Origin of the sequence: Acinetobacter genomosp. 15BJ (assembly GCF_000400715.1) — a bacterium.
GTDB lineage: Bacteria > Pseudomonadota > Gammaproteobacteria > Pseudomonadales > Moraxellaceae > Acinetobacter.
Genome location: NZ_KE007346.1, coordinates 516,096 through 534,639 on the forward strand (window position 1 = coordinate 516,096; position 18,544 = coordinate 534,639).

The window sequence follows — 18,544 nt, forward strand, 5'->3', positions numbered from 1 at the left end:
CTCAAAAAAACCTGTTTTGAACTAAACTGTTTCATGCAATAAAAAACGAAAGTATGCCATAGAAGGCATAGAGATAATCGCTAAATACATGAGGGAGAACCTACAAAATGGGTTATCAGAAGATTGTGGTTCCTGCAGATGGAGACAAAATCACAGTAAATGCAGACCTGTCATTGAATGTTCCAAATCGTCCAATCATCCCTTTTATTGAAGGTGATGGTATTGGTGTGGATATTACACCAGCAATGAAGGCAGTAGTAGATGCCGCCGTGCTAAAAGCTTACGGTGGCAAACGTTCAATCGAATGGATGGAAGTCTACTGCGGCGAAAAAGCAGATAAAATCTATGGCAATTATATGCCAGAAGAAACTTTTGATGCTTTACGCGAGTTTATTATATCAATAAAAGGCCCTTTGACTACACCTGTTGGTGGCGGTATTCGTTCTTTGAATGTTGCATTGCGCCAAGAACTCGATCTATATGTCTGTGTGCGTCCAGTACGCTGGTTTGAAGGTGTTCCTTCACCTGTGCAACATCCAGAGCTTACGGACATGGTGATTTTCCGTGAAAACTCAGAAGATATCTATGCAGGGATTGAATGGAAGGCCGATTCTCCAGAAGCAAAAAAAGTCATTAAATTTTTGCAAGAAGAAATGGGTGTGACCAAAATCCGATTCCCTAAAGATTGTGGGATTGGGATTAAACCTGTTTCTAAAGAAGGGACTCAGCGTCTGGTGCGTAAAGCCATTCAGTTCGCGATTGATAATGACAAGCCTTCTGTGACGTTAGTACACAAAGGCAACATCATGAAGTACACCGAAGGTGCGTTCAAAGAGTGGGGTTATGAACTTGCGATGGAACGTTTTGGTGGACGGTTGCTAGATGGTGGGCCTTGGGTAAAAATTAAAAATCCGAAAACAGGTAAAGACATCATTATTAAAGATGTGATTGCCGATGCATTCTTACAGCAAATTTTAATGCGTCCAGCTGATTATTCCGTGATTGCGACACTGAACTTAAATGGTGACTATATTTCTGATGCACTTGCAGCAGAAGTGGGCGGCATTGGGATTGCACCAGGTGCGAATATTGGAGGTGCAATTGCAGTTTATGAAGCAACACATGGCACAGCACCGAAGTATGCGGGGCAAGATAAGGTCAACCCGGGTTCGATTATTCTCTCTGCTGAAATGATGCTGCGTGACATGGGCTGGGTTGAAGCAGCAGATTTAATTATTCAGGGTGTTTCGGGTGCGATTTCAGCCAAGACCGTAACATACGACTTTGAGCGTTTAATGCCAAATGCAACCTTATTACGTTGTTCTGAGTTTGGACAAGCCATAATCCAGCATATGGAAGATTAAAGTCTAAGTATGAAATGAAAGAGCGGTTTTGCCGCTCTTTTTTTATTTAAAATTGAGATAAATAAGTCATGAGAAAAACATGTACAAAATTGAATGCATGACATATTTTGATGTATTCGAAAATAAAAAACTGAACATCATGGCGGAAAGAAAATATGGTGCAGCAGCACCGAAAACAACAGAAACTATTACCAGCTTGGATTGGTATGGACAAGTACTCAGCAATCAAAAATATGAGCGGACGCTATTTGTTGACTTAGATCTGTCAGAAGCCCAAAACATAGGTGCGATTTTTAATGAGTGTACTTTTCGACGAGCACGTTTTAATGCATCGGTTCATCAAAGTAGTGCATTTTTAAATTGTACTTTTCATTTTTGCAATTTCTTTGATAGCAAATTCACCGACTGCAAGTTGGTCGGTAGCATGTTTAGCGATTGTCAATTTCACCATATGCGGGTTGAGGACAGTGATTGGGCTTTTGTTGGATTAGCGGGTGCCGATTTAGAGAAAGCTTCTTTTTTGAGAACCCGTTTAAGAGAAGCTGATTTGACTGGGGCACGTTGCCATGGAAGTGCGATTCGAGAGAGTGACCTCTCTGGTGCATGGTTACATTGTGCAGATTTTACTGAGTGTGATTTAAGAGGCAGTGATTTGAGTGCCTTAGATCTGAAAGAGACTCAAATTAAAGAGGCAATTATCAATCTTGATCAAACGCTGATGATTGCTGAAAATCTAGGCTTCGATGTCAGAATTGATTGAGTCTGAGAAAAGTGTTTGATCGAAATGAGTGAGTGGTTTTAGGCCACTCACTTTTATAGGAGATGGAATAAAGCTTATCTTGTTAAGAAAGATAGAGTCGAATAAAAGGGACCAATTGTTCACCCAGAGCCTGTAAATTATTTTGTGTAAGTTCCATTTTTTATAAATGATCTTTTAATCGATCATCGAACTGAATCGTAAACCAATTCATTGCTAAACGCCAATTTTGAATTGGCATCGTCCATTTCTTCGCAGCATTTGATGTTGCTAAGTAAATGACCTTCTTTACTGAGTCATCAGATGAAAAGATTTTCCTCTTCTTCGTTGAATGGCGTATTACGCTATTCAACGACTCAATCGCATTTGTTGTATAAATTGCATGACGTATTTCGGCTGGATAGCTAAAGATCGTTCGGATATTTTCCCAATTGGCCCGCCAGGATTCTCCAATTTTGGGATACTGGTGATTCCATTGATCACAGAAGATGTCTAGGGACTTTAAAGCATTTTCCTCTGTACTTGCCTGATAAATCGCTTTCAGACCCGAGGTAACAGCCTTGTAGTCTTTCCAGCTTACAAATCTCAGGCTATTGCGTACAACATGCACGATACACAGTTGAATATCAGTATGAGGGTAAACGGAGGCTATCGCGTCAGGAAAGCCTTTTAATCCATCTACACAGGCAACAAGAATATCCTGTACTCCTCGATTTTTTAGCTCTGTCATGACTGACAGCCAGAATTTGGCACCTTCTGTCTGAGCAATCCACATACCCAGTAATTCTTTTTGTCCATCCATATTGATGCCTAAAGCAAGGTATACGGACTTGTTAATCACATTGGAGTGCTGACGGACTTTGACAACAATACAGTCAAGATAGACAACAGGATAAAGGCTATCTAAGGCTCTATTTTGCCACTCAGTCACTTGCTCAATCACAGCATCGGTAACTTTGCTGATGAGAGATGCTGAGACATCGGCATCGTACATTTCTTTGAAGAAGGCTACAATTTCCCTATTAGTCATTCCTTTTGCATACAGTGAGAGGATTTGGTCATCCATACTGGTGATGCGTGTTTGGTGCTTTTTGATAATTTGTGGCTCAAATGAACCTTCTCGATCACGGGGAATATCTAAAGCCAGTTGTCCATCTTGAGTTGTAATGGTTTTAGAACTAAACCCATTACGGCTATTTGAGCCTTTCCTGGACTGATGCTTTTCATAACCGAGATGGTCTGAAAGTTCAGTATTGAGTGCAGTTTCAATCATGAATTTTTTAAAGACTGCTGTCATTTGGTTTAAGTCTTCTGGTGTTTTTAGACCTTTAGCCAATTCGGCAGCCATACTTTTGATTGTTGCTTCATCCATGTGAAGTACCTTTTGTAATTATCCTCTGAAGGATAAATGAAAATTAAGTACTTACACAAAATTTAGAACAGTCCCTCACCCAATCACGATGCCCAATAAACCCAGTAATGCAACAATGGGTGGTGCAGGTGCTTTAACATCAAGTAGGTAATACAGCACACCGACCAATACGCCAACCGCAAGTGATAATAAATAAATCTTCATATGCAGCGTTGATCAGCCTGCTTTTACTTTACAAAAGGGATCAACGTTTGGATTGCTATTCCAGATATATTCGGCCTCTTCAGCACATAATTGCGCGACCTTTTCACCCTGTGTGTCATGGATGAAAGCAAGGGTCATATCCATACCTGCGCTCACACCAGATGAGGTATAGAATTTCCCATCAATCACCCAACGGGCTTGGGCTTGCCACAACACTTGGTCATTGAGTTTTTGTACAAATTCAAATGCCATTTTATTCGATGTTGCCTTAATACCATTTAAAAGACCTGTCGCTGCAAGTAATGAACTGCCTGTACAAATGGTCAGAACATGCGCACTTTGGTTCGCTAAAGTTTTGAGCTGCTCAAGAAACTGCTGATTTTTGATTAATTCAAACGTCACGATGCCGCCTGGAACAAGCAAAATACTTTGGTCATTCACGTGCATTTCGCTAAAGGATTTGGTTTGAATACAAACACCATGCTTATTGGAAACTAGACCTCCATTCAGGCTATAAAACTGGACTTGATAATGTTCTTGCAGTAAGCCAAACAATTCAACTGGACCCATAATGTCGAGGGTTTCAAAATCTTCAAATACGATGGCATGAACAGGAATACGCATTGCTTTTCTCGCTTGTTTAATCTGGGTAATACCATAGAGAGCTTGAGTTTTTTGTTTGTGAATATTCTGTATGGCTTATTTTGAATTATGCTAAATCAGTGGACATTTAGATCGATCTGTTAGCAAGCGGAGTATTGTTTTTGCTTAATTTTAAAGCATTTAGTGTGCTTAAATCAGAAATGCCACGGTGTATCGTAAATTTAGAAAAATCTGTATCTATACTTTATAGACCAAATGTTCAAAATAATTGAAAAATAGAGAGAGTGCTGTGACATGAAGATGTACCAAGTTGATGCTTTTACAAAAGAATTATTTAAAGGAAATCCAGCGGCTGTAATCGTCGTCGATGAATGGTTAGATGATAGTTTGATGCAAAATATTGCGATGGAAAATAATCTGTCTGAAACTGCTTTTGTGAAAAGGATTGATGAAACCAATTATGAGATTCGTTGGTTTTCTCCACTCGATGAGGTTGCGTTTTGTGGGCATGCTACTTTAGCCAGTGCTTTCGTTTTATTTAAAGACTTTACCACGGTAGAAACCATTCAGTTCCATGTACGCGATCTTGGTATTTTTATTGTCAGCCAAGGGGCTGATGGCAAAATTAAAATGAATTTCCCGATTCGAAAAGCAGAGTTAGTTACTGATTATCCTCAAGTGTTACGTGAAGGGCTCACCAAACCGTTTAAAGCGGTCTATCGTAATGTCCAAGCCTATATTATTGAATATGAAACGGTGCAGGATGTATTGGATGAGCAACCTGATCTGGAAAAACTAAAACAACTGGGACAAGTTCGTACCGCGATTACAGCTTCTCAACCGGATGTTGCAATTACTGCTAGAGGTGAAGGTCAGTTTGATTGTGTTTCTCGCTATTTTGCACCAGCGATTGGTATTGATGAAGATCCGGTAACGGGTTCAATCCATACTGCGATTGTTCCACTTTGGGCTGGAAAACTAAATCAGACTCGATTAACCGCTTTTCAGGCATCTAAACGCGGTGGAATTTTAGAATGTGTGATTGCATCTGAAGAACGTATTGAAATTTCAGGCTATGCCAAATTGTATATGCAAGCCGAACTGACAATCTGATTTTTAGCTTAAACTGTGCAAAAATAAAGATAAAAGCTGTTTAAATAAACAGCTTTTTTCAAAACATAACTATTAAAAATGCGAATCGTTCTCTACTATAGCTTGACGTTTTTATTTAAATCATCAAAAACACTTGGATAAATTATGTTAATGCGGTTTAAGCAACTTACTCTCTCTCTTTGTTTGATTGGGTTGAGTGCAACGTCTTGGTCTCAGACGGTACTCGTAAAAAGTGAAAAAAATATCGAAGAATATAAATTAGATAACGGTTTCAGAGTTATTCTTGCACCAAACGATAAAGAAAACAAAGTTTATGTAAATACAGTTTATTTAACAGGTTCCTTGAATGATCCTAAGGGTAAAGGCGGCCTCGCACATCTATTAGAACATTTGGCCTTTAAAGGCACTCAAAATGTGAAGGGTGATGAGTTTCAACGTCGTCTGGATCAATATACGTTGATGACCAATGCCAGCACAGATTATTATGCGACCAAATATTTAAATATTGTTCGTCCTGAAAAAAATGCACTCAATGAAATTCTATACCTTGAATCAGAGCGTATGGATAAATTGGTGCTGCAAGAAAAATTTGTTCCTTCTGAAATTGAAATCGTAAAACGTGAACGAGAAATCCGTATGGATCAGCCGTTTGCTGTACTGATGGATCAAATGTGGAAAGCGGCGTATGGCAATCAATATTTAGGCCGTTTGCCAATTGGCGATTTACCTGAATTAAAGTCGATTCAGCTGAATGAATTGAACCAGTTTTATAGAACTTGGTATGCGCCAAATAACGCAGTGATGGTGATTTCAGGTAAATTTGATAAGACTGAGGTCTTATCTAAAATTGATCAGTATTTTAGTCCAATTCCAGCACGTCCAGTACCTGCGCAAGTTCAAGTGCCTGTTCTCGATTCAAGTAAAATTGAACAACGTCAGTTTACGGTACAAAAGGGCAGTGATTTGGCTAAATTCCATGTCTATATGAATGGAAAAAATATCCCATTACAACCGACTTTAGCACTTGCGCCAGCCTTATATACCATGCAGCCAAGTGGTACTTTGTATAAGAGTATGGTGGAAACGGGAATCAGTACGGCAGTGCAATCAACCACATGGTTAGATCAAGACTTTAATGTGGTCTTTATGGGTGCAATTTATGCCCCGAATCATGATGCGAAAAAGGTTGATGATGCTCTAAAAACAGGTGTTGAAAATAGCCAGCCATTTACTGAAGCTGAATTGCAGCGGATCAAAAATATTACGCAAAATACCGCAGATACCATTGCCAATGACGCGGTCGCTTTAGGTTCACGCCTGAGTGATTATGCAGTTTCATCACATGGTCAATGGGATCAATACTTTAAGGACTTACAAGCAGTTCAAGACTTAAAGCTGAATGATGCAAATAAAACCTTAAAAGAATTTTTAGTCTCTTCACATCGTATTTCAGGCGATATTTTACCGACGCCTGAAGATCAAAAGAAAGCGATGACCATGAAAGCAGAAAAGAAGCCGAAAACTTTAGATCAAAGCGATGAAAAGCCTGAGCCATTAAAAGATGCAAATGTTTACAAGCAGGAAGTGACCCAGTTTATGGCACAATCTGCTCAGCAATTGCAAAAAAATGAGCAGAAAATTCAACGTGGTGAATTAAAGAATGGGATTCGCTATGCATTATTCCCAACGCCTACACGTGATGATAAAACTTATGCCACGATTAGCTTGGATTTTGGTGATGAAAAATCATTATTTGGTAAAGGGGTTACTTTAGATTTAGCCAGCTATTTAATGCTCCGTGGTTCTCAAAAGCATACCTTGCAGGAAATTACCGATAAGGCGATTGCGGCTAGCGGTGGAGCATCGGTCAGTTCAAATGGCAATGGTTTTACCATCGTTGTTCAAGCGAAGAAAGACAAGTTTGAAGACTTCTTTAACTTTATTGTTGATGTCCTTAAACAGCCAAAATTCTCGCAAACTGAGTTTGATCTGGCAAAAAATCAAAGCCTATCGGTGTTGGATCGCCCATATACGGAACCAGCGGTTGTGTCATCGATGACTTTGTCTAAGATTCTGGAAATCTATCAACCAGGAGATATCCGTTATCACTTTGAACCAGAGCTTGCGAAAAAACAGATTAGTGAAGTAACCCAGCCGCAAGTGAAACAATTCTATGATCAGTTCTTTGTGACAGACCATGCTCAAATTGCAGTGACGGGTGATTTTGATGCCAAGAAAATGCAGAAAACTTTGCAAAAAGCTTTTGGTTCTTGGAAAGCAAAACAACCATTCACAAAAGTGACAGGGCAATATACGGTTTATAAAGCCCAGAAAGTTCATGCCTTATCGGAACAACGTGAATTTGGTAGCTACCAAAGCGTATTAGCACTACCAGTCGGTTCTTATCATAAAGATGCGCCAGCTTTAATTATTCTGAGCCATGTTTTAGGGAACTCACAACTTTCATCACGTTTGGCTCAAGAGTTGCGTGAAAAGAATGCTTTGGTGTATGGATTTGGTAGTGGTTTAGATCTCGATCCAGATATTGATGATGGAACCTTGAGTATTACCGCAAACTACACATCGGGTCGTTCTGCACAAGTATCACAATCTGTACATAAAGTCTTAAATGAACTTTTAAGTAAGGGTGTAACCGAGCAGGAAGTGGAAGCAGCGAAAGCGGATATCATGAAGAAGCGTGTGACCGCTTTAGAAGATGAACGTAATATCCATGGCATGCTGACAGGTCAGTTAGAGCGTAACAAAACGCTGTTGGATCGTGCAGAGCGCGATCAGGAGCTTGCGAAATTGACCAAAGAAGATGTCAATGCGGCCATCAAAAAATACATCAAGCTTGATCAGTTTGTAGAAGTCATGGCGGATCAATATGGTCAGCCTCAAAACTTGAAATAAGCAATCAAAAATAAAGCCACCGATGAGGTGGCTTTATTTTTTTGCATCAAAGATTAATGATCATGTTTGTGGGCATGAAAATCTTCGTTCTTACGGAAACGTAAGTAGTTTTCAAACTGTTCACAATATTCGTCAAAATTATCTTCTAACATCATTTGGAATTGTTGAAGTAGATAAGACATGACTTGTTCTTTGGCATCACGCATTTCATTGCCATCTTTAAAGTTATTGGCTGCGACCCATGTATTAAAACGGGCAGTGGCAAATAACATGGCTGCACTTACTTGGCCACGTAACTCTTCTGGCTTGGCTTGCTGACCTTTTGGTGGTCGGCAGAAATCATTGGCAAGTTTAATAAATTCATCTGCACGCTCAAAAAACACCGCATTTAAAGCTTCTTCATCCGTCACATCGGTGGCGTTAATTTTTTGAGACATGATATTTTCCAGCGACAAGTTAAGACACTTCATTATAGACAAAGCCTTGTCGAAACTAAACCTTTGCCTTAATCTAAAATAGCCTAAGCAATTAGAATAATCACTATGCAAGATGCGATCGCGATTCAAAGCTTAAAAACAGATATAGCCTTACTGCGCCAACATATTTATCCGCCTCAATATTTGGAAAATGTTGAAGGCTTGCCGATTTATTATGGGTTGCAACAAGATGTGGATGAGTATTATCGACAATGGCAACCCTTGATTGAAAGAGCACAACAGCTGTGTCAGCCTTTTATGGAAGATGAGGTAGTGGATGCGATTCATTTACCAAGTCATTTAAATCTGCCGCTGTTTTTCTTTCATGTCGATCGGATTCGGATTAATAAAACACGCGCTAAAGAATCGAAAACTTTTCGTGGCGTCGCTGCCTTGTTAGAAAAATGTGGGCAGTTTGAGACGGATCAGATTTTTGCAATGCAGGAATGGTTGGGCAGTGATGATACGGCTGCCTTAGTTGCGCATCGTGAGTTTATTGATTTAAGGACATATGTTTTCCAACATGGGCAAAGTGAATATACACGGACTCGGTTTTATATGAATAGCATGATTCTCAGTGTTGAACCGCATTTTAAATTGGTCGATGCACGGGATAAGCCGCGGAAGCAGCGTAATGATAGTTATAGCGATCCGATTGCTGATAATGGAACGTGGAAGATTTTTGGGAAGTATCGTAAATGATTTAATTGGAATAAATAGTTTAACACTCTAATTTTCATTAAAAATAATAGCACAGCCACAAGAGCTATATAAAGTTTGGATGTTTTCGCGTAGGCGATTTCCTACTTTGTTTTCGGACAAAGTAGGCAAAACCTGAGGTGCGAATCGCAAAGATTAATAATCTTTGTCGTACCGCAAGGCGAAAGCTATGCTTGAGTATAGACTACGCACTTCGCTTGTCTTGCACTAAGTCAAAGCTTTAGTCGCTTTGACTTGCTCAGGTTGCTGATGACGTTTCCGAGTATCCGCTTTTTGTAGGACTTAGATTATTTGTGGCGGCATCCATGTGCCAGCACGATAATAGAGTGAGGTGATTTTCCCTTATGCAGCTATCGCTTCTCATCCCAAAAAGCGTCCTGAGCAGATAAGCCTTGTAACTTTTTCGCCGCTTTTTTTGCCACATGTGGTTGCTGAGCCTTAACCCAACCTAATGCAAATAAAAACTGCGGGTATTCAGCAGTTTGTTGCTCAAAGATTTGCTCAGCAACAAACAGGTCATTATAAAAACCTAAATATTCCTGAATTGGCTGTAACTTATTTAAGAATTGTTGAACTTGTTTTTCAGGATAAATCCCTGCAATAAAGTCGATGCAATAACGCAATTGTTTGACACGCTTACGAGTACGATGTTGTTGCTCGACTTCTAACTTAGAAAATTGGGCTGCATCTTTTAGAATCTTTTGGTAAAGCTTAGTTAAGCTTTTAGCTGCTTGTTTAGAAAGTTTAGATTTAGACTCATGCTCACTATAGGTGAAGCTGAACAATGCTAAAAATAGCTGTGTGGTTTTAGTGTGGCTTAATAACTGAGAAACAGTGCTGTCAACACTCTCAGGGAATGGAAAATCAAAATCACAAACCTCTTTTACTAAGGGAATGATGGAATCTTGAATCGCATCATTATCACGTGATTGTCCCAAGGCTCTAAAAATATTAGCCAATTGGCTTTCCCAAGTAGGATCAATTCGCGTAGACCAGTTAGAAAAATGTTTTAAAGCAGAGCGTAAACGACGTAAACCGACACGAGCTTGGTGAATATGATCCGCTTCGGCCACACCATCGGCAATTGCAGCTGCATTAGGTAAGATATGATTAAGCGTATTTTCGATAATCAGTTTGATTGCTTGTTCAGCACTGACATTTTTCTCTAGGCTTAGTGATTTCGCTTTGGTGGCAGGGGATACCGTTTTGCCAATAGCCAATAAATTGCCACGTTCAGCTTTACTGCGCACATCGAGCCATAGTTGATATTTATCTACCCACGTTTTGGTAAAATTAACCAGAGATTGTGCTGATCCTTGTTTTAACTCAAATTCAACTTCGCAGATTTTGGCTTGATCGGTTGGAGTCCGGATTTCGCCATCGTCCAAACAGACTTCAATTTGAGCCCCCTCAAACTCGAATACATGGAAGGTACGATGTACGTCAGTTTGAAATTGCAACTGTAGTTCAGCAGGTTCTTCACCTAAAACATCACGGAGTACGCTTTGGACCGTTTGGTTATGTTTATATAAAGATAAGTCCAGTTCAGGTTCTTCAGCACATTTGCCTAAATAAATATCTTCTTCAATGCGTTGTAAATGGTTTTTACTAGCAGCTTTAAAGGTTTGCACCCAATGTTCACCTTCCTGACGCAGACGAATAGCAACATAATTTTTTGCCAGTAAACGGTCAGTAGTATCGTAATATTTTGCTTGAAGTTGAATTTTTTGTGCTTTTTGTTTGCTTAAAACCTGTAACACACTTTTTTTCTTAGATTCAGGGAGTTGAAATTTTAGCTCTATTTCCATGATGTTATGACTCCTGACCACCGAGAATGATTTAAACAAAACTTAGTATAACTTGTTGATCTCAAAAATCATTGTAAAGTTGTTTTAAGCCTGAAAAGGATGGCACACAATGACTTTATTTTGTACAGAAAATGCATTAACGTGTGGAGAGTCTTGCACGATTAGGATGATCTTAAAATGAATGCACCAGCGAATATTACCAAGCCAGTGGAATTTTCATTACCCATTAAAAACTATGATGAATTTTATCACTTTTATTTAACAGAACATCGCAGTATTGCCAGCCGTCGTTTGCACGTCGCAGGCAGCTCGGTCGGTTTATATTTCTTTAGCAAAGCCATCCGTAAACGTCAGGCAAAATATGCTTTGTATGGTTTGGTATCAGGCTATGCGTGTGCTTGGGTTGGGCATTTTTTCTTTGAACATAATAAGCCTGCTAGCTTTAAACAGCCGCTTTATAGTTTTATCTCGGATTGGCGTATGTTGTCAGACGTTGCACGTGGTCGTTTAAGTCTGATTGATCGTCAGTTTGATAAAATTGATTCTTAAAATCAGAACAAATAAAAAAGCTGCTTTTGCAGCTTTTTTATTTGTTCTGATTTGCAGCGGTTAATGATGTAAATACACTCGCTATCTTTAATTTTCAAACAAGAAAATATACCCTAAAGCTAATGTAATTATAGTGAATAGCGAAACGTTCATGCGCGGTCTTTATCTCATCACCAATGATGATCCAATCCAATTATTATTAGAAAAACTAGATGTGGCTCTAGCGACAGGCAAGATTGCCATTCTGCAATACCGTCGTAAAAAAGTCGCAAAAGCAGATCAGCCAAGTGAAGTCGAGCAGATCAAAGCACTTTGTGAAAAGCATCAAGTTCCATTTGTGATTAATGATGATTTGGCACTGGCAGAACAATTTGGATTAGGGGTGCATCTTGGACAATCGGATGGTGAAATAAGTGATGCTGCCGCACGTTTACCACAAGGTGTAATTATTGGTCGAACTTGCTTAAATTCATTAGAGTTGGCGGAAAAGGCGATTGCTGATGGTGCAACTTATGTGGCCTTTGGTGCCGTTTATGCGACTTCAACCAAACCAGAAGCAGGCAATGTAGGCATTGAAGTGATCAAACAAGCGAAACAAAAATTTGCTGTGCCGATTTGTGCGATTGGTGGTCTGACTGTGGAAAATTCTCAAGTGGTGATTGAGGCTGGAGCAAGCCTTTGTGCAGTAATTAGTGATATATTAGGCCGATCAACAGCCGAAATTCCTGCTCGTGTAAATGCATGGGCAACGTTATTTGACTAATTATATGTATCCGCTTCGCGGAACTTTTATTGTTTCTCGGAACGACAACGTTCCTCGTCCTCGATTCTAGGTTGAGTCTTTTATGAGCTTATCTCCAAAGCAAGAACAGCTATTTAAACAAGCAAATAAACATATTCCAGGTGGCGTAAATTCACCTGTACGTGCATTTAACGGTGTTGGTGGTACGCCTGTCTTTATTGAAAAGGCAAAAGGGGCGTATTTGTGGGATGTCGATGGTAAGCGTTATGTGGACTATGTGGGTTCATGGGGGCCAATGATTTTGGGTCACGCGCATCCAGATATTATTCAAGCGGTACAAACTGCGGCAGAAGATGGTCTAAGTTTTGGTGCACCAACGGTATATGAAACCACTTTGGCAGACACCATTTGCGAGATCATGCCTTCAATTGAATTGGTACGTATGACCAGTTCGGGTACCGAAGCCACCATGACCGCGATTCGTTTGGCGCGTGGTTATACAGGCCGTGACAAGATTGTTAAATTTGAAGGCTGCTACCACGGTCATTCCGATTCGTTATTGGTAAAAGCAGGTTCAGGTTTGCTGACCTTAGGTGAAGGTGAGCCGACCTCGAAAGGTGTACCTGCTGATTTTGCCAAACATACCTTAACGCTACCGTATAATAATATCGAAGCATTGAAAGAATGCTTTAGCAAATTCGGTCATGAGATTGCGGGGGTGATCATTGAACCTGTAGCAGGCAATATGAACCTAGTGACACCAATCGATGGTTTCTTACAAGCGATTCGTGATGTGTGTGATGAATACAAATCAGTCTTTATTATTGATGAAGTAATGACAGGTTTCCGTGTTGCTTTGGGCGGCGCACAATCGGTGTATAACGTTAAACCTGATTTAACTACGTTGGGTAAAATCATTGGTGCGGGCTTACCAGTTGGTGCTTTTGGTGGTAAACGTGAAATCATGGAATGCATCGCACCTTTAGGTGGTGTTTATCAAGCAGGAACTTTGTCAGGGAATCCATTGGCAATGCGTGCTGGTATTGCGATGTTCAAGCATCTGCGTGACCCAGAGTTTTATGACAAGCTGGCTGCACAGCTCGCAAAATTACTCGCAGGTTTACAGGCTGCGGCAGACGAAGCGGGTATTCCATTTAAAACTCAGCAAGTCGGTGGCATGTTTGGTTTGTATTTCACTGATCAAGAGGACATTACCAGCTTTGATTCAATGTTGGCCTGTGATGTGGAAGCATTTAAGAAATTCTTCCACGGCATGTTAAAGCGTGGAGTTTATCTTGCGCCGTCTGCATTTGAAGCTGGATTTATTTCATCGATGCATTCAGATCAAGATATTGCAGAGACCATTCAGGCCGCAAAAGAAACTTTTGCCGAAATGAAATAACCTTGTAATGCAGATAGAAGCCCGATTTATTCGGGCTTTTTTTATGGACGCATTTTACTTGAGCTGAATAGAGAACTTAACAGGTTTAACAATAGTGCTTCAGCGTAACGGAATCTTAAAGAGTTCCTATCTATTTATACGATAAACCGCTGCGACGAAGCACAAAGATAAACAATCTTTACTGTACCGTAAGGGGAAATAATGCTTGAATAGTAAACTATATTCGCGTTGGTCTTAGGCGGTGCTTTGGGCTTGCGCGGGCTGTAGATAGCAGTTGTATCATATCTAAAAGCTTTTTATAAGAAACCCATAGGAATGGAGTAAAACATGAAAACTAAACATTATTTAACATCCGCTGATGTGGAAATTTTAGTTGACGCAGCCTTGCAATATGCAACAGCGCACAGCTTTAATGTCAGCATTGCAGTAGTCGATGACGGTGGAACCTTATTAATGATGAAGCGTATGGATGGCGCATCGGTATTATCGACACAGATTTGCCAAGAAAAAGCTCAATCTGCTGCGGTCAGTCGAAGAACCACCAAGGCATCCGAAGATATGATCCGTGATGGTAAGATCGGCTTTTTAACGATCAATGCAGCAAAAGGCATGTTGGAAGGTGGTGAGCCAATTGTCTATCAAGGGCAGGTTGTCGGGGCTGTTGGTGTTTCGGGTGTACAATCTTTTCAGGATGCAGAAATTGCTCAACATGCGATTCAACAATTTCTAGAGCAACAGACCTAAATCATCATTTAAATTCGATTCTGGATGAAATATCGAGAGAAACACGAAAAAAATCAGTAAAAATACGTGTCATGCATTGTAATTCAGCGCCAAGCTTTTTATGATTGCCCGCTTGTTTTCATCCAGTCGTTGGAAGGCTACCTTGAATGATTTTCTAAGTGAACATTTGATTCATCGTGATGAAGATTTTATGGTCATCCATAAACCTGCAGGCTTACTCACAGTGCCGGGGAAAACACCTGATTTACAAGATTGTTTAATCAATCGTTTATTAGAATTAGAACCAAAAACTTTACTGATTCATCGTTTAGATCGTGATACTTCTGGCATCTTGGTGTTTGGTTTATCCAAATTTGGACAGAGCAATATTTCGCGTCAATTTCAAGATCGTCAAACCTCAAAAATTTATCAGGCTTTGGTTGCAGGACATTTAGAAGGTCAGGGGATAGTCGATATTCCTGTGATTTATGACCCAAGCCGTCCACCCTTGCATATTGTGGATGCCTCTTATCACAAGCCGGCATTAACAGAATGGCAAGTGATCGAACATTTAGAAATTAAAGGACAAGCTGTAACTCGAGTTCAATTGATTCCGATTACAGGGCGTTCACATCAGCTTCGTGTGCATATGCAATATTTAGGACATCCGATTCTGGGTGATACTTTATATGCCACGCCAGAACAGCAACAGCTTTATGCGCGTTTGTGCTTACATGCCACGCAATTAAGCTTTGCGCATCCTAAAACAGGTGCACAGCTCACTTTCGATTGTGCAGTACCGTTTTAGTCTAAAAACTTTTTTATGAAACACGATGTGATGCACGCTATTTGATTGCGCTTTGTGTCAAAATACATCGTTGAAAACTACATAAAATGCCTTAACTTTTATTTGGGTCAGGGCATAAAATATGTAGGCTAACTTGAGATAAAGGTGGAAAAATTGCAGCAGTTTGCTATTGGTCAACGTTGGTTATCAGATACTGAAACTGAACTCGGTTTAGGGGTTCTTATTGATGTAGATGAACGTTCTATCAGCATTTTATTCCCTAAAAGTGATGAAACTCGTGTCTATGCACGTAACAATGCGCCTTTATCTCGCATCATCTTTAACGTTAATGATGAAGTACAAGACCAAGAAGGCGTCAAGTGGACTGTTGAATCCATTGAAGATCGTCATGGTGTACTGCGTTACGATGTGGTTCGTAGCCTTGAAAATGGCGAACAAGAACGTAAGTCACTGAACGAAACCCGTATCGGTGCACAGATCCAGCTGTCAAAACCATTAGAACGTCTGTTAGCCAGCCAAGTCGATTATAAAGAATGGTATGACCTACGCATTGAAGCGATGTTGTTGCAAGCACAAATGCACACCAGCCCTTTACGTGGTTTTCTTGGTGCGCGCGTGGGCTTGATTCCACACCAACTTTATATCGCGCATGAAGTCGGTAAACGTTTTGCCCCGCGTGTTTTATTGGCCGATGAAGTTGGCCTAGGTAAAACCATTGAAGCAGGTTTGATCATTCACCAACAACTGAAAACAGGACGTTCAGAACGTATCCTGATTTTAGTGCCTGATTCACTGCAATATCAGTGGATGATTGAAATGCGCCGCCGTTTCAATTTGCAATTCTCGCTGTTCGACTTAACTCGTACCGCTTCGATTAAAGAACATGATCCTGATTTGAATCCATTCCTGACTGAGCAATGCATTATTGCCAGCGTTGACTTGATGGTTGACCACGATGACTTGCGTGAGCAAGCCATGGAAGCAGGTTTTGATCTATTGGTGGTCGATGAAGCTCATCATTTGATGTGGAGTGAAGAAGAAGGAGGCAACGATCGTTATGATCTGGTCGAAGAATTGGCTGAACAAACCGAAGGTGTGTTACTGCTCACCGCAACGCCTGAACAGCTCGGTGTAGAAAGTCATTTTGCCCGTCTTCGTTTACTCGATCCGCAACGTTTCAGTAGCCTTGACCGTTTCCTTGATGAAGAAGAACAATATCAACATACTGCAAAAATTGCAGAAGTGTTGATGTCAGATCAAGCCTTAACAGAAGAGCATCTTGCTGCACTGGACGGCTTATTGGGTCATCGTATTGATGATCAGCCTGAACAGCGTATGCGTGCGATTCATGAATTATTAGACCGTCATGGCACAGGCCGTATTCTGTTCCGTAATACCCGTGAAGCAATTCAAGGTTTCCCTGGTCGTGATTGCCAGCCAGCGCCTTTACCTGCACCAGAAGACTGGTCATTTGATGGCAAAATGCGTGAGCAAATGTGGCCAGAAGAAGGTCAACTCGATGGTGCGTGGATGGAAAATGATCCGCGTGTGCCTTGGTTGATGGAAGTGCTGCGTAAAGAATTAAAGCACAAAAAAGTGTTGTTGATTGCACGCAGCGGCCCAGTGGTTGAAGCATTGGAAAATGTTCTACGTTTACATGCAGGTATCCGTACCGCGATGTTCCATGAGGGCATGAGTTTATTAGAGCGTGACCAAGCTGCGGCATATTTTGCAGAAGACAGTTATGGCGCTCAAATCCTATTGTGTTCGGAAATTGGTTCAGAAGGGCGTAACTTCCAGTTTGCCAGTGATTTGATCTTATTTGATCTACCGGCAAACCCTGACGTATTGGAACAACGTATTGGTCGTCTGGATCGTATTGGTCAAGAAAACCGTATTCAAATCCATGTGCCGTATCTGATGGGTACCGCACAAGAACGTATGTTCCGTTGGTATAACGAAGCACTCAATATTTTCAGCAGTATTTCTCCAACGGCGCAAACGCTACAAGAGAATTTTATTGTTGAACTAAAAGATTGCTTATTGGCAGATCAAGGCCAAACGTTTGAAGATTTACTTGAAGAAGTCAATGTACAGCGTCAAGCTTTGGAAGCTGAATTACAAGCAGGTCGTGACCGTTTGCTGGAGTACAACTCGTGCCGCCCAGTGGTTGCACAAGGCATTGTACAAGCGCTTGAAGATTATGATGACAACACCACTTTGCCAATGTTTGTGAAGCGTTTCATGTCATCAACTAATATCGATTTTGATGAGCAAAGTAACGGTACCGTGATCATCAAGCCGACTGATCAAATGCAAGTCCAAGGAATTACCTTAGATGAAGAAGGCATGACTGCGACCTTCTATCGTGATCAGGCACAAATCCGTGAAGATGCGCAATATTTGACTTTGGAACATCCGTTTATTGAAAGTGTGATGGAAATGATCCGCACACAATCATTTGGCAGTACCAATGTGGCCTTATTGAAATCAAATGCATTGAAACAAGGTTCGGTGTTACTGGAAGTATGGTTCAAGGTCGATGTGGTTGCACCAAAAGCATTGAACTTGCCATCAAGCTTACCGAAACAATTAATTCGTGTATTGCTCAGCGAAAATGGTCAGGACTTGTCTGCCAAGATTGACCCAAGCATTCTACGTCCGTATCTGCATCACCTAGATGGCAATAGTTGCCGCCAAGTGGTGAAAGCGCGTCGTGATGTGATTGAGTCACGTTATGCACAAGCCTTAGAGATTGCCAAGGGATCATTGCCAGAATTAATGCAACAAGCCAAAGAGCATTACAGTGGTAAATGGCAGTATGAAATTGACCGTTTAAGCTATCTCAAGCAATTTAATCCAAGTATTCGCCAAGATGAAATCGAGCGTTTACAGAAATTCCAGAAAGAGGGCTTAGGTCTGTTAGATGGTCTGTCTGTGACGCCAGAAGCAATTCAAGTTTTGGTTGTGGTTAAACCATAATTAAAACA

At 40.6% G+C, this 18,544-nt stretch carries 16 protein-coding genes; 11 read left to right on the forward strand and 5 right to left on the reverse strand.

From position 1 onward, the window contains the following. The first annotated feature begins 107 nt into the window (after window positions 1-107). Window positions 108-1,364 carry an NADP-dependent isocitrate dehydrogenase gene (gene icd, locus F896_RS14290; protein WP_016162922.1) on the forward strand — a complete coding sequence of 419 codons (1,257 nt, stop codon included), beginning with the start codon at window positions 108-110 and terminating at the stop codon, window positions 1,362-1,364. Window positions 1,365-1,503: 139 nt separating this feature from the next. Beyond that, window positions 1,504-2,124, forward strand: a complete 621-nt coding sequence (locus F896_RS14285) for a pentapeptide repeat-containing protein (RefSeq protein ID WP_032882087.1) — start codon at window positions 1,504-1,506, stop codon at window positions 2,122-2,124. 160 nt (window positions 2,125-2,284) lie between these two features. Here F896_RS14285 and F896_RS14280 read toward each other — a convergent pair whose 3' ends face one another. From F896_RS14280 to F896_RS14275, 3 genes are all read right to left on the reverse strand, one after another. Further along, window positions 2,285-3,493, reverse strand: a complete 1,209-nt coding sequence (locus F896_RS14280) for an IS256-like element ISAba26 family transposase (RefSeq protein ID WP_005202188.1) — start codon at window positions 3,491-3,493, stop codon at window positions 2,285-2,287. Window positions 3,494-3,568: 75 nt separating this feature from the next. After that, window positions 3,569-3,697, reverse strand: coding sequence for a DUF1427 family protein (locus F896_RS20335; RefSeq protein WP_081402372.1), 129 nt, complete (start codon window positions 3,695-3,697; stop codon window positions 3,569-3,571). Between the two features lie 12 nt (window positions 3,698-3,709). Further along, a complete protein-coding gene (locus tag F896_RS14275) occupies window positions 3,710-4,321 on the reverse strand; it encodes a DJ-1/PfpI family protein (RefSeq protein WP_016162924.1) in 612 nt (203 codons plus the stop codon). Window positions 4,322-4,594: 273 nt separating this feature from the next. On the opposite strand from F896_RS14275, the gene F896_RS14270 reads away from it, so the two are divergent. Then, window positions 4,595-5,413, forward strand: coding sequence for a PhzF family phenazine biosynthesis protein (locus tag F896_RS14270; protein ID WP_016162925.1), 819 nt, complete (start codon window positions 4,595-4,597; stop codon window positions 5,411-5,413). Between the two features lie 144 nt (window positions 5,414-5,557). Next, window positions 5,558-8,326, forward strand: coding sequence for a M16 family metallopeptidase (locus tag F896_RS14265; RefSeq protein WP_016162926.1), 2,769 nt, complete (start codon window positions 5,558-5,560; stop codon window positions 8,324-8,326). 53 nt (window positions 8,327-8,379) lie between these two features. On the opposite strand, the gene F896_RS14260 is transcribed toward F896_RS14265, so the two are convergent. Further along, on the reverse strand, window positions 8,380-8,763 hold the full coding sequence (locus F896_RS14260; protein WP_004801353.1) for a DUF3144 domain-containing protein: 384 nt from the start codon (window positions 8,761-8,763) through the stop codon (window positions 8,380-8,382). A gap of 105 nt (window positions 8,764-8,868) precedes the next feature. On the opposite strand from F896_RS14260, the gene F896_RS14255 reads away from it, so the two are divergent. Beyond that, complete coding sequence (locus F896_RS14255; protein ID WP_016162927.1) at window positions 8,869-9,504, forward strand: hypothetical protein; 636 nt, start codon at window positions 8,869-8,871, stop codon at window positions 9,502-9,504. A 368-nt stretch (window positions 9,505-9,872) separates the two neighbouring features. Here F896_RS14255 and F896_RS14250 read toward each other — a convergent pair whose 3' ends face one another. Then, on the reverse strand, window positions 9,873-11,330 hold the full coding sequence (locus F896_RS14250) for a CYTH and CHAD domain-containing protein (RefSeq protein ID WP_016162928.1): 1,458 nt from the start codon (window positions 11,328-11,330) through the stop codon (window positions 9,873-9,875). A gap of 177 nt (window positions 11,331-11,507) precedes the next feature. On the opposite strand from F896_RS14250, the gene F896_RS14245 reads away from it, so the two are divergent. The 6 genes from F896_RS14245 to rapA all read left to right on the forward strand — a co-directional run bounded on the left by F896_RS14245 (window position 11,508) and on the right by rapA (window position 18,536). Beyond that, a complete protein-coding gene (locus F896_RS14245) occupies window positions 11,508-11,879 on the forward strand; it encodes an Mpo1-like protein (protein WP_005184094.1) in 372 nt (123 codons plus the stop codon). Between the two features lie 151 nt (window positions 11,880-12,030). Then, window positions 12,031-12,642 (forward strand): thiamine phosphate synthase, encoded by a 612-nt coding sequence (gene thiE / locus F896_RS14240; RefSeq protein ID WP_016162929.1) that lies wholly within the window; start codon window positions 12,031-12,033, stop codon window positions 12,640-12,642. An 82-nt stretch (window positions 12,643-12,724) separates the two neighbouring features. Next, window positions 12,725-14,023, forward strand: a complete 1,299-nt coding sequence (hemL, locus tag F896_RS14235; RefSeq protein WP_016162930.1) for a glutamate-1-semialdehyde 2,1-aminomutase — start codon at window positions 12,725-12,727, stop codon at window positions 14,021-14,023. 327 nt (window positions 14,024-14,350) lie between these two features. After that, window positions 14,351-14,767 carry a GlcG/HbpS family heme-binding protein gene (locus F896_RS14230; protein WP_005202294.1) on the forward strand — a complete coding sequence of 139 codons (417 nt, stop codon included), beginning with the start codon at window positions 14,351-14,353 and terminating at the stop codon, window positions 14,765-14,767. Window positions 14,768-14,909: 142 nt separating this feature from the next. After that, window positions 14,910-15,554: an RluA family pseudouridine synthase gene (locus tag F896_RS14225; protein WP_171069641.1), complete on the forward strand. Its 645-nt coding sequence runs from the start codon at window positions 14,910-14,912 to the stop codon at window positions 15,552-15,554. A 144-nt stretch (window positions 15,555-15,698) separates the two neighbouring features. Then, window positions 15,699-18,536: an RNA polymerase-associated protein RapA gene (rapA, locus tag F896_RS14220; RefSeq protein ID WP_016162932.1), complete on the forward strand. Its 2,838-nt coding sequence runs from the start codon at window positions 15,699-15,701 to the stop codon at window positions 18,534-18,536. Window positions 18,537-18,544: the final 8 nt, after the last annotated feature.

Coding starts and splice junctions, on each gene's coding strand:
- F896_RS14250 (WP_016162928.1), bottom strand. CDS start 11,330: ATGGAAATAGAGCTAAAATTTCAACTCCCTGAATCTAAGAAAAAAAGT.
- F896_RS14270 (WP_016162925.1), top strand. CDS start 4,595: ATGAAGATGTACCAAGTTGATGCTTTTACAAAAGAATTATTTAAAGGA.
- F896_RS14265 (WP_016162926.1), top strand. CDS start 5,558: ATGTTAATGCGGTTTAAGCAACTTACTCTCTCTCTTTGTTTGATTGGG.
- F896_RS14260 (WP_004801353.1), bottom strand. CDS start 8,763: ATGTCTCAAAAAATTAACGCCACCGATGTGACGGATGAAGAAGCTTTA.
- F896_RS14275 (WP_016162924.1), bottom strand. CDS start 4,321: ATGCGTATTCCTGTTCATGCCATCGTATTTGAAGATTTTGAAACCCTC.
- F896_RS14245 (WP_005184094.1), top strand. CDS start 11,508: ATGAATGCACCAGCGAATATTACCAAGCCAGTGGAATTTTCATTACCC.
- hemL (WP_016162930.1), top strand. CDS start 12,725: ATGAGCTTATCTCCAAAGCAAGAACAGCTATTTAAACAAGCAAATAAA.
- F896_RS14255 (WP_016162927.1), top strand. CDS start 8,869: ATGCAAGATGCGATCGCGATTCAAAGCTTAAAAACAGATATAGCCTTA.
- F896_RS14230 (WP_005202294.1), top strand. CDS start 14,351: ATGAAAACTAAACATTATTTAACATCCGCTGATGTGGAAATTTTAGTT.
- F896_RS14280 (WP_005202188.1), bottom strand. CDS start 3,493: ATGGATGAAGCAACAATCAAAAGTATGGCTGCCGAATTGGCTAAAGGT.
- icd (WP_016162922.1), top strand. CDS start 108: ATGGGTTATCAGAAGATTGTGGTTCCTGCAGATGGAGACAAAATCACA.
- thiE (WP_016162929.1), top strand. CDS start 12,031: ATGCGCGGTCTTTATCTCATCACCAATGATGATCCAATCCAATTATTA.
- F896_RS20335 (WP_081402372.1), bottom strand. CDS start 3,697: ATGAAGATTTATTTATTATCACTTGCGGTTGGCGTATTGGTCGGTGTG.
- F896_RS14285 (WP_032882087.1), top strand. CDS start 1,504: ATGGCGGAAAGAAAATATGGTGCAGCAGCACCGAAAACAACAGAAACT.